Genomic DNA, 11,405 nt, shown 5'->3' on the forward strand with positions numbered 1-11,405 from the left:
GGGCTCCGGGGTTTCTCCGTGGGCGGGGGCCCCGGGTGCACGCCCGCGGGGCGGCGCGGTCCGTGACGGACACGGGCACCGCGCCGCCCGTGGGCTCCCCCGATACGCAATTCCACCGCCGTCCGGCGTTGTTCAGCAGCCCGGACGCGGTCCTGAACAATGCGCGAACGGCGCGGCCGGCCCATCCGTTCCGCTTGCCGTCGCTTCCCGCGGTTCCCTACGGTGGGCGCCTGAACGGATACGAGGAGCGACCAGTGGGGCGGTACGGGTGACGGGACGAGGGGTGGGACGGCGGGAGCGGAGTCTGGATCCGGGGGCCGGACCGGTGCAGCGGTTCGCCGCGGAACTCCGTGCCCTGCGCGAGTCGGTGGGGCGTCCGACCTACCGGACGATGGCGCAGCAGGTCCCCTTCTCCGTGACCGCCCTCTCCCAGGCGGCGGCCGGCAGACAACTGCCCACGCTCGCGGTGACCCTGGCCTACGTCGAGGTCTGCGGCGGAGACCCGCAGGAATGGGAGCGGCGCTGGCGGGAGGCCTCCGCCGAGGTGGCGTCCCTCGCCACCGACACCGACGCCCGGCCGCCGTACCGGGGCCTGACACGGTACGAACCGGACGACGCCGGGCTGTTCTTCGGGCGTGAGCGGCTGGTGGACCGGCTGACCGAACTGGCCCGGCGGCGCCGGTTCACCGCCGTCTTCGGCCCGTCCGGCAGCGGCAAGTCCTCGCTGCTGCGGGCCGGACTCATCCCTCGGCTGCGCGATCCGGTCAGCGGTGGCGAGGCGCCCGCGGCGGTCCGCGTCCTGACTCCGGGCGCGGATCCGCTGCGCACCCACGGCGGCCGGCTGGCCCCGGTGCCGGACACCCCTGCGGACACCTGGCTGATCGTCGACCAGTTCGAGGAGTTGTACACCCTCTGCACGGATCCCGCGCAGCGGGACGCCTTCGTCGGCCGGCTCCTCGCGGCCGACGCCCCCGGCAGCCGGCTGCGCGTGGTGGTCGCCGTACGCGCCGACTTCCTCGGGCGGTGCGCCGAACACCCGGGCCTCGCCGCCGCGTTGCAGGACGCGACGCTGCTCGTCGGACCGATGACGCGGCAGGAGCTGCGCGAGGCCGTGGTCCGTCCGGCCGCCGTGGCCGGTGTGACCGTCGAACGCGCCCTGACCACACGGCTCCTCGACGAGGTCGAGGATGCGCCGGGCGCTCTGCCGCTGATGTCGCACGCGCTGCTGGAGACCTGGCGCCACCGCACCGGCCGGGCCCTCACCGAGTCCGCGTACGAGGCGGCCGGAGGGCTGCACGGCGCCGTCGTCCGTACCGCGGAACAACTGTACGGCGAACTCACGACGCACCAGGCCGATCTGACGCGCCGGATCCTGCTGCGCCTGGTCGCTCCCGGCGACGGTACGCCCGACACGCGGCGGCCCGCCGAGCACGCCGAACTCGGCTTCGGCGACCCCGACGGCACCCGTGCCGTGCTGGAACGGCTGGTCCGCGCCCGCCTGCTCACGTTCGACGACGGCACCGTCGAGCTGGCCCACGAGGCCCTCATCACGGCCTGGCCCCGGCTGCGCGGCTGGATCGACGCCGAACGGGACCGGCTGCGCGTGCACCGCGCGCTCTCCGAGGCGTCCCGTACCTGGCTGGCGCTGGGCCGGGAGAACGCCGCGCTCTACGCCGGCTCACGCCTCACCGCCGCACGCGACGCCTTCCCGCAGGACCGCCGGGACACGGAACTCACCCTCCCGGAGCAGGAGTTCCTCACCGCCTCGATCCGTCGGCGCAACCGCGCGGTGTGGCTGCGGCGCGGGTTGTCGGCCGCGCTCGCCCTGCTGGTGCTGGTCGCGTCGGGCACCGCGCTCGTCGCCCTGCGGGCGCGTGCCGCGGCGCAGGCCGAACGGGACGACGCCCTCTTCGGCCGGATCACCGCGGAGGCCGACCGGCTGCGCCCGACGAGCGCCGCACTGGCCGCCCGGCTCGACGTCGCCGCGCACGGCATGCGGTCCACCCCCGATCTGCACACCCGGCTGATCACCGACGCGAGCCGCGTGCTGTCCACACGGCTGCCCGGTCCCGCGGCGCTCGGCAGCTCCGTGGCGTTCTCGCCCGACGGCCGCACCCTTGCCGCCGGCGGCCACGACCGTACGGTGCGGCTGTGGGACATGACGGGAGAGCGCGCGGGCCGGCCGCTGGGCGGGCCGCTGCGCGCCGCGACCGGACCGGTGGGCGCGGTGGCGTTCTCCCCCGACGGCCGGCTGCTGGTGGCGGCCGGTCACGGGGGCGGTGTCCAGCTGTGGGACGTCCACGACCGCGGCCGGCCGCGCCCCGTCGGCCGGCCCGTGGTGAGCCACGCCGGGGAACCGGTGGTCTCCGTCGTGTTCTCCCCGGACGGCCGCACCCTCGCCACCGCCGGCGACGACGGCACCGTCCGCCTGTGGGACCTGCGGGACCGGGCCCGGCCGTCGCCGCTGGGCGAACCGGTCCGGGCCGACGACCGCAGTGTCCGTTCCGTCGCCTTCGCGCCGGACGGCCGCACCCTCGCCACGGCCGGTTACACCGGGTCCGTACGGATGTGGCGGGTGGCCGGTGCCGACGGCCTCACCCCGCTCGGCGGGCCGCGGCGCGAGCACGACGCGTCGGTGTGGGCGGTCGCCTTCTCGCCGGACGGCCGGACCCTGGCCACCGCCTCCTTCGACGAGACCGTGCGTCTGTGGGAGGTCTCCGGAGCGGGCCGCGTCGAGCCGCTGGGCGAGCCGCTCACCGCGCACACCGCCGCCGTGTGGTCCCTGGCGTTCGGCCCCGACGGACGCACGCTCGCCACGGCCGGACAGGACGACACGGTGGTGCTGTGGAACGTGGCCGCCCCGCGCTACCCGCAGCAGATCGGCGAACCGCTGACCGGTCACACGGAGGGCCTGTGGGAGGTGGCGTTCTCCCCGGACGGCCGCACCCTCGCCAGCACCGGCGCCGACCGCAGCGTCCGCCTCTGGCACCTGCCGGAAACCGTCCTCACCGGCTTCACCAACCCCGTCACCTCCGTGGCCTACGGCCCCGAGGGACGGCTGCTCGCCGCGGCCAGCACCAGCGACGCGCTGATCCGGCTGTGGGACGTGCGGCGACCGGGGCGACCGCGCCTCCTGGAGCGACCGCTCACCGGTCACGAGGACGCCGTCCTGACCGTGGCGTTCTCCCCGGACGGCCGCACCGTCGCCGGCGGGGCGCAGGACGGCAGCGTACGGCTGTGGGACGTCTCCGCGCCGACCCGGCCCGTGCTCGTCGGCACGCTGCCGCGGGCGCACCCGGGGGGCGTGCTCACCGTCGCCTTCGCGCCGGACGGCCGCACCCTGGCCACCGGTGGCCGCGACCGGACGGCCCGTCTGTGGGACGTGCGCGCGCCGGCCGGGCCCCGGCCCGTCGGTGAACCGCTGGCCGCCCACGCGGACGACGTCTCCTCGGTGGCGTTCTCCCCGGACGGCCGTCTCCTCGCCACCGGCGGCGGGGACAAGACCGCGCGGGTGTGGGACGTGCGCGGCCCGGGCGCGGCCCGCCCGCTCGGCCGGCCGCTCACCGCCCACACGGACACGGTCGGCTCCGTGGCGTTCTCCCCCGACGGCCACACCCTCGCCACCGGCGGCCGGGACCGCGCGGTGCGGCTGTGGGACGTCACCGAGCCCGCCCGGGTGCGGCCGCTCGGCCAGGAGCTGACCGGTCACCGGGGCGGCGTCACGTCGGTGGCGTTCTCCCCGGACGGCCGCACCCTGGCGAGCGGCAGCGACGACCGCACGGTGCGGCTGTGGAACGTCGCGGAACCCGCCGGGGCCGAGCCCTACGGGCACGAGCTCAGCGGCCATGTGGAGACGGTCACCTCCGTCGCGTTCAGCCCCGGCGGTGGTGCCCTCGCCTCCGCGAGCCACGACCTCACGGCGCGAGTGTGGACGCTCGACGCGGACCGGGCGGTCGACCGGATCTGCGCCCGCACCGGGGGCGACCTCACCCGCGCCGTGTGGCGCGACCTCCTGCCGCAGCTCCGCTTCCGGCCCACCTGCACCTCGTCGTGACGGGCGGGCCCGCCCCTGCGGCCCGGCGGTCCCGCGTCCGCGGGGTCAGCCGACCGCACCGGTTCCCCTGCGGGATCACCCGGTGCGCGGGACCGCACCGGACTTCGCGCCGGTCGGCGCACGGGCGCAACTCAAACGGGCCCTGCCGACGATGCACACGGCGAGCAGCGCTGCTGTAGTGGTGCGCAGCGCCTCCGAGCGGCGACTCCCTGCCGCATGAGCGGAACGGGTGGGAGACGGCATCGCGCTGGGCGCCACGCATACCCGGAAGATCCGCTGCAGCACAGCCGTCCAGGCTCGAAAGGAACGGGAGACGTGATGGGACACGGCGGAAACGTGATCGAGGAACTGACCACCGACCACCGCGAGGTCGACGCGCTCTTCGAGAAGATCCAGGCACTCCCCTCCGGCGACGACAGGCAGCGGGAGGTCGCCGACCAGCTCACCATCGAACTCGTGAGGCACTCCGTCGCCGAGGAAACGCACCTGTACCCGGCGGTGCGCCGGTACGTCGACGACGGCGACGACCTGGCCGACAAGGAAATCGCCGACCACGCCGAAGTCGAGCGGATGCTCAAGGAGCTGGAGAGCTGCACTCCGGGCGACGACCGGTTCGACACCCTCGTCACGCAGCTGAAGACGGCGGTCACCTCGCACGTGCGGGACGAGGAGGACCGGCTTTTCCCCCTGCTGGCCGACGCGTGCCCCGCCGGGCTGCTGGACGACCTCGGGGACAAGGTCCGCTCGGCCAAGAAGACCGCCCCGACCCGTCCCCACCCGGCCGCTCCCGACACCCCGCCCGCGAACAAGCTCCTGGCTCCCGGCGCAGGCATGGTCGACCGCGTGCGCGACATGCTCACCGGCCGCGGCCGCCAGGGCTGACTCCCCCGGTGCCACGGCGCTGCCCGCCGGGGGTCGCCGCCGGGGTGGGCGGGATGCGGTAGACGGAGACGTGAGAGCGCGACTCGGCGGTGAATGCCGCGCCGTTCCAGTCCGCGTGCCTGGTCTCCAGTTCGAATCCGGCCAGTTGGGCCATGAGGTCGAGCTCGGCCGGCCAGATGTAGCGGTGAGGACTGCGGAACAGCCGAGCCCGCTCGGTCTCGTCGAAGCGGAAGTGGTGCGACACGACGTGCTGGCGCAGGACGTCGTAGGTGTCCAGGCCGATGTAGCCGGGCTCGCAGTGCCAGACGGTGGCCGTCCGGCCCGGTGGGAGCTTCCGCAGCTCGGGCACCCAGAGCTCGACCACGAACCGGCCGCCGGGCCCGAGGTGGCGGGCCGCGTTGCGGAAGCACTCGACCTGCTCGGCCTGGGTGAGCAGATTGGAGATCGTGTTGTAGACGAGGTAGACCAGGGTGTACTCCCCGGGGGCGGCGGTCGTCGCCATGTCGCCGATGATCACGGGGATCGTCGCCTCGTCCGCCTTGGTGCGCAGTTGCTCCACCATCGGCCGTGACAGCTCGATGCCGGTGACGGGGACTCCTCGGCCGGCGAGCGGGACGGCCACCCGGCCGGTGCCGATGGCGAACTCGAGCGCCGCCCCCTCCCCCGCGAGCCGGGCGAGGCGGTCCACGGTCGGTTCCAGGATCTCGGGCGCGAACATGCCGGATCCGGGCGTGTCATAGCGCTGGGCAGCGTCGGCGTCCCAGATCTTCTCCTGCTGCATGCCGTCCGCACTCGCCACTGGGACCAGGTGGTGTCCAATGAAAATCCGCGGGGCTCCGAGGGCACGGTGCCGGGGAGCGCGGGCGGACGGCGCCGGTCTCGTCGCGGACGTCCTGAGCCTGCGCGAAGACCGGGTCGACCGGGCGAGTGACGAGGGAGCGCGTCCGGTCGTGGCCGGCGACATGGCCCGCCCGGCACCTCGGCGCCGACGCAGACGGTCCGGGCCGGGTGCGGCACCGACGCGCCGGTCTGCCGGGGCGTGGGCGTGCGGCCGGCCGGGGCGCGCACCGGAGTGCGCGCCCCGGCCGGAGGATCAGGCGAGTTCCACGAGGAGGTCGCCGCCCTCCACCTGCTGGATGCGGTTGATGGCCAGCCTGGCGACCGTGCCGGACTTCGGGGCGGTGATCGCGGCTTCCATCTTCATCGCCTCGATGGTGGCCACCGTGGCACCGGCCTCCACGTCGTCGCCCTCGGCGACCGCGAGGGTCACCACGCCGGCGAAGGGCGCCGCGACGTGGTTGGGGTTGGCCCGGTCGGCCTTCTCCGTGACGGGCACGTCGGAGGCCGCCGCCCGGTCGCGGACCTGGATCGGCCGCAACTGGCCGTTCAGGGTGGACATCACGGTGCGCATACCGCGCTCGTCGGCGTCGCCCACGGCCTGGAGTTCGATGAGCAGTCGCACACCGGGGTCGAGGTCGACGCCGTACTCCTTGCCGGGGCGCAGCCCGTAGAAGAAGTCCTTGCTGTCCAGGACGCTGGTGTCGCCGAAGGTCTGCCGGTGGGTCTCGAACTCGCGCGTCGGTCCGGGGAACAGCAGCCGGTTGAGGGTCGCCCGGCGGTCCTTCGCCAGCCCGGCGCGGTCGTCGGCGGTCAGCTCCTGCACAGGCCTGGGCTCGGCGCGGCCCCGCAGTGCCCTGCTCCGGAACGGCTCGGGCCAGCCGCCGGGCGGGGTGCCCAACTCGCCGCGCAGGAAGCCGATGACGGAGTCGGGGATGTCGAACCGGTCGGGCTCCGCCTCGAAGTCCGCCGGGGAGACGCCCGCGCCCACCAGGTGGAGGGCCAGGTCACCGACCACCTTCGACGAGGGGGTGACCTTCACCAGGCGGCCGAGCATCCGGTCGGCGGCGGCGTACATCGCCTCGATCTCCTCGAAGCGGTCGCCGAGGCCGAGCGCGATCGCCTGGGTGCGCAGGTTGGAGAGCTGCCCGCCGGGGATCTCGTGGTGGTAGACGCGGCCGGTCGGCGAGGCCAGGCCCGCCTCGAAGGGGGCGTAGACCTTGCGGACGCTCTCCCAGTAGGGCTCCAGGTCGCCGACGGCCTGGAGGTCGAGCCCGGTGGGCCGGTCGGAGTGATCGGTGGCGGCCACGATCGCCGACAGGGAGGGCTGCGAGGTGGTGCCCGCCATGGACGCCACCGCCCCGTCGACCGCGTCCGCCCCGGCCTGGACCGCGGCGAGGTAGGTGGCGAGCTGGCCGCCGGCGGTGTCGTGGGTGTGCAGGTGGACCGGCAGGTCGAACTCCCGGCGCAGGGCCGACACCAGCGTCGCCGCCGCCGGTGCCCGCAGCAGGCCGGCCATGTCCTTGACGGCCAGGACGTGGGCGCCCGCCTCGACGATCTGCTCGGCCAGGCGCAGGTAGTAGTCCAGGGTGTAGAGCCGCTCGGACGGGTCGGACAGGTCGGCGGTGTAGCACAGGGCGACCTCGGCGACGGCCGTTCCCGTCTCGCGCACGGCGTCGATGGCGGGCCGCATCTGGGAGACGTCGTTCAGCGCGTCGAAGATGCGGAAGACGTCGATGCCGGTGGCCGCCGCCTCCTGGACGAAGGCGTCGGTCACCTCCGTCGGGTACGGGGTGTAGCCCACGGTGTTGCGGCCGCGCAGCAGCATCTGCAGGCAGATGTTCGGTACGGCTTCCCGCAGGGCGGCCAGGCGCTCCCACGGGTCCTCGGCGAGGAAGCGCAGGGCGACGTCGTACGTGGCGCCGCCCCAGCACTCCAGGGAGAGGAGCCCGGGCAGGGTGTGCGCCACCACCGGGGCCACGGCGAGCAGGTCCTTGGTGCGGACCCGGGTGGCCAGCAGCGACTGGTGGGCGTCGCGGAAGGTGGTGTCGGTGACGCCGAGGGCCGGGGAGGCGCGCAGCCATCGGGCGAAGCCCTCGGGGCCGAGTTCGGCGAGCCGCTGCCGGGAGCCGGCCGGCGGCTCACCTGAGGGCAGCGGCGGCAGCTTGGTCAGCGGGTCGACCAGGTCGGGCCGCTCGCCGTGCGGCTTGTTCACCGTGACGTCGGCGAGGTAGGTCAGCAGCTTCGTACCGCGGTCGGCGGAGTGGTGTGCGGTGAGCAGATGCGGGCGCTGCTCGATGAACGACGTGGTGACCTGCCCGGCCGCGAAGTCCGGGTCCTCCAGGACGGCTTGCAGGAACGGGATGTTGGTGGCCACGCCGCGGATGCGGAACTCGGCCACCGCGCGCCGGGCACGGCCCACCGCGGTGGCGAAGTCCCGTCCCCGGCAGGTCAGTTTGACCAGCATGGAGTCGAAGTGCGCGCTGATCTCCGTACCGGCGTGGGTGGTACCGCCGTCCAGGCGGATGCCGGAGCCGCCGGGTGAGCGGTAGGCGCTGATCCGGCCGGTGTCCGGACGGAAGCCGTTGGCCGGGTCCTCGGTGGTGATGCGGCACTGCAGCGCGGCGCCGCGCAGGGTGACGCTCTCCTGGGCGAGGCCGAGGTCGGCCAGCGTCTCACCGGCGGCGATGCGCAGCTGCGCCTGCACGAGGTCGACGTCGGTGACCTCCTCGGTCACCGTGTGCTCGACCTGGATGCGCGGGTTCATCTCGATGAAGACGTGGTTGCCGTCGCGGTCGAGGAGGAATTCCACGGTGCCCGCGTTGCGGTAGCCGATCCGGCGGGCGAACCGCACGGCGTCGGCGCAGATCCGCTCGCGCAGCGCCGGGTCGAGGTTGGGCGCGGGCGCGAGTTCGATCACCTTCTGGTGGCGGCGCTGTACGGAGCAGTCCCGCTCGTACAGGTGAAGGACGTCGCCGTGCCCGTCGGCGAGGATCTGCACCTCGATGTGGCGGGGCTCGACGACGGCCTTCTCCAGGAAGACGGTGGGATCGCCGAACGCGGACGCCGCCTCCCGGGACGCCGCCTCGATGGCCTCCCTCAGCTGAGCGGGGTCCTCGACCCGGCGCATCCCGCGGCCGCCGCCGCCCGCGACCGCCTTGACGAACACGGGGAAGCCGATGCCGTCGGCGGCGCGGAGGAGTTCGTCCACATCGGTGGAGGGCGCCGAGGAGCCCAGGACCGGCACACCCGCCTCCCGGGCGGCGGCCACGGCGCGCGCCTTGTTCCCGGTCAGCTCCAGGATCCCGGCGTCCGGTCCGACGAACGTGATGCCCGCCTCCTCGCACGCCCGGGCCAGCTCGGGGTTCTCGGACAGGAATCCGTAGCCCGGGTAGACGGCGTCGGCTCCCGCGCGGTGTGCCGCACGGACGATCTCCTCGACGGAGAGATAGGCCCGCACCGGATGTCCCGGCCGTCCGATCTCGTAAGCCTCGTCGGCCTTCAGCCGGTGCAGCGAGTTGCGGTCCTCGTACGGGAAGACTGCGACGGTACGGGCGCCCAGCTCGTAGCTCGCGCGGAACGCCCGGATCGCAATCTCACCGCGGTTGGCGACCAGCACCTTGCGGAACATTCGTGATCCCTTCAGCCGGCGGTGACGAAGACCATCGTGTCGGTGGCACGTCCGGTACGCCATGTGAACCGGGCCACTCCCGCGGCCCGGGCCGGGTGCGGGCGGACCGGCCGTCAGGGGTCAGGTGCAGAAGCGCGGCGGGACGCCTCGAGGTGCGCGAGGTGCCGGTGGGTCCCGTCGCGCATCCGGGGCACCGTCTCCCGCGGGGTGCGTTCCCCCAGCGCCTCGGTGATCAGGCGCGCCCGCCTGCCGGCGACGTCCGAGAAGGTCCCTCGCGCCGGCGGGTCCGCGCGCGTCAGGTCCGCATCCGTGGACTGCTCGGTCACCGTCAGGTTCCTCGGTCACCGAGAAGTGCGTTCTTCCACGTCAGCGCTCACTCTCCTACGGTTTTCGAGTAACCACGAGAGAGCACGTACGGATCGGGTCCGCATCGGGCGGGCCCTCATGACCGAGGAGGCGGGACGGCATGGCCATCACCCTGGTGAATCCCAGCGGATTGCCGGAGATCGACGCGTACCACCAGGTGTCGATCGCGACCGGGTCGAGACTGGTCTTCGTCGCCGGGCAGGTCTCCTGGGACGCCGACGGGGTCACGGTCGGCGAAGACGATCTCGCCGCCCAGGTGGAGCAGTGCTACCTCAACGTCGGCACCGCCCTGGCCGAGGCCGGCGGCTCCTTCGACGACGTGGCGAAACTGACCGTCCACGTCGTCGACTGGACCCCGGACAAGATGCCCCTGCTCCTGGAGGGCATCGCCCGGGCGGCGGCGAAACTGGGCGTGACCCCGGTCGCGCCGGGCACGCTGCTGGGCGTCGCGGCACTGGACGTGCCCGAGCATCTGGTCGAGGTCGAGGCCACGGCGGTCATCGACTGAACACGGGCCGGGCAGGGGGCGGAGGGGCCCGGGGTGCGAGTCGTGCGGGAACGACGCGAAAGCCGTGCGGGAATGGCGCGGGAGTCGTGCGGAAATGGCGTGGCACTTCGGGTGTTCTTTGCCGCAGCGGAGATGCAAAGCATCGAGGCCGGGTGCGACGCCACGACCGGTGGCCGCGCCGGGGAGCGAGGGCCTGCCCGCCGGAAGGGCGTTGCACCTGGTCCCGACCGGGGAGCAAACGCTCCGCACCGGCGCCTTTATGATCGTCGGCGAACCGCACTCTTCGCATCCGTTCCCTGTTTCCGACGGTCCTTGGCGGTCGCGAACACAACGGACAGGCCGGGCGCGCGAGGGTGACACGTGTCAAGAAAGGTGAACACCATGGTCCTCGGTCTGCTCCGGCGCCGGCGGTCTCACAGTGCCTCCGATGCCGCGCCCGGCTTGACGATCCCCCTGCCGCCCGGTGCGGGAGCGTTCGGCTGTGAGGTCGTCGACTCCATGGCGCAGCCCATGGGCGGGGTCGACGTCACGGTGACCGCGCTGGACAGCCACCGGGTCGCGGCCCGCGGCACCACCGATCCGTACGGGTTCTTCACGGCGGCGCTGCCCCCGGGCACCTACAGCGTGTCGACCGTGGCCGAGGGCCTGTCCCCCGCCCGCCAGACCATCGAGATAACCGCCGGTGCGGCCCTTCCCCCGGTCCGCATCGCGCTGGAGTCCGCCCGCCAACTGGAACTTCCGCCGGCCGGCACCTGGTTGTTCGACCCGCCGCACACCGCGATCCGCTTCATCGCCAAGCACGTGGGCATGGCCCATGTCCACGGCCGCTTCACCCGCTTCGAGGGAGGCATCCGCATCGCGCCGGACATGGCCGACTCCCAGGTCTCGGTGCGCATCGACGCCTCCAGCATCACCACGGGCAACAAGACCCGTGACAACCACCTGCGTTCCGCCGACTTCCTGGACGTCGAGCGCTATCCGTACATCGACTTCGCCAGTACGCGCTTCGTCTACCGCGGCGGCTCCAAGTGGACCCTGCACGGCACCCTCACCATGCACGGCACCAGCCGCTCCGTCGGCCTCGACACCACGTACCTCGGTACGGTGAACGGCGGTTACGGGCAGGA

Annotated in this window: 7 protein-coding genes; 4 read left to right on the forward strand and 3 right to left on the reverse strand. The window is 73.7% G+C overall.

What is annotated here, in order from left to right:
• The first annotated feature begins 325 nt into the window (after nt 1-325).
• Together RIM90_RS12945 and RIM90_RS12950 are read left to right on the forward strand one after the other, a co-directional pair.
• A complete protein-coding gene (locus tag RIM90_RS12945) occupies nt 326-4,054 on the forward strand; it encodes a WD40 repeat domain-containing protein (protein WP_309060811.1) in 3,729 nt (1,242 codons plus the stop codon).
• A 318-nt stretch (nt 4,055-4,372) separates the two neighbouring features.
• Nucleotides 4,373-4,936 carry a hemerythrin domain-containing protein gene (locus RIM90_RS12950; protein WP_309060812.1) on the forward strand — a complete coding sequence of 188 codons (564 nt, stop codon included), beginning with the start codon at nt 4,373-4,375 and terminating at the stop codon, nt 4,934-4,936.
• Here RIM90_RS12950 and RIM90_RS12955 read toward each other — a convergent pair.
• The 3 genes from RIM90_RS12955 to RIM90_RS12965 all read right to left on the reverse strand — a co-directional run bounded on the left by RIM90_RS12955 (nt 4,911) and on the right by RIM90_RS12965 (nt 9,730).
• Nucleotides 4,911-5,717, reverse strand: a complete 807-nt coding sequence (locus tag RIM90_RS12955; protein ID WP_309060818.1) for a class I SAM-dependent methyltransferase — start codon at nt 5,715-5,717, stop codon at nt 4,911-4,913. The genes RIM90_RS12950 and RIM90_RS12955 overlap by 26 nt on opposite strands.
• A 312-nt stretch (nt 5,718-6,029) precedes the next feature.
• Nucleotides 6,030-9,404 (reverse strand): pyruvate carboxylase, encoded by a 3,375-nt coding sequence (locus RIM90_RS12960; RefSeq protein WP_309060813.1) that lies wholly within the window; start codon nt 9,402-9,404, stop codon nt 6,030-6,032.
• A gap of 113 nt (nt 9,405-9,517) precedes the next feature.
• On the reverse strand, nt 9,518-9,730 hold the full coding sequence (locus tag RIM90_RS12965) for a hypothetical protein (protein ID WP_309060814.1): 213 nt from the start codon (nt 9,728-9,730) through the stop codon (nt 9,518-9,520).
• Nucleotides 9,731-9,870: 140 nt separating this feature from the next.
• Between RIM90_RS12965 and RIM90_RS12970 the strand changes: the two genes are divergently transcribed.
• Together RIM90_RS12970 and RIM90_RS12975 are read left to right on the forward strand one after the other, a co-directional pair.
• On the forward strand, nt 9,871-10,278 hold the full coding sequence (locus tag RIM90_RS12970; protein ID WP_309060815.1) for a RidA family protein: 408 nt from the start codon (nt 9,871-9,873) through the stop codon (nt 10,276-10,278).
• Nucleotides 10,279-10,659: 381 nt separating this feature from the next.
• On the forward strand, nt 10,660-11,405 hold a 746-nt coding region (locus RIM90_RS12975), incomplete at its 3' end, for a YceI family protein (RefSeq protein WP_309060816.1).

Source organism: Streptomyces sp. (genome assembly GCF_031181555.1).
GTDB lineage: Bacteria > Actinomycetota > Actinomycetes > Streptomycetales > Streptomycetaceae > Streptomyces > Streptomyces fimbriatus.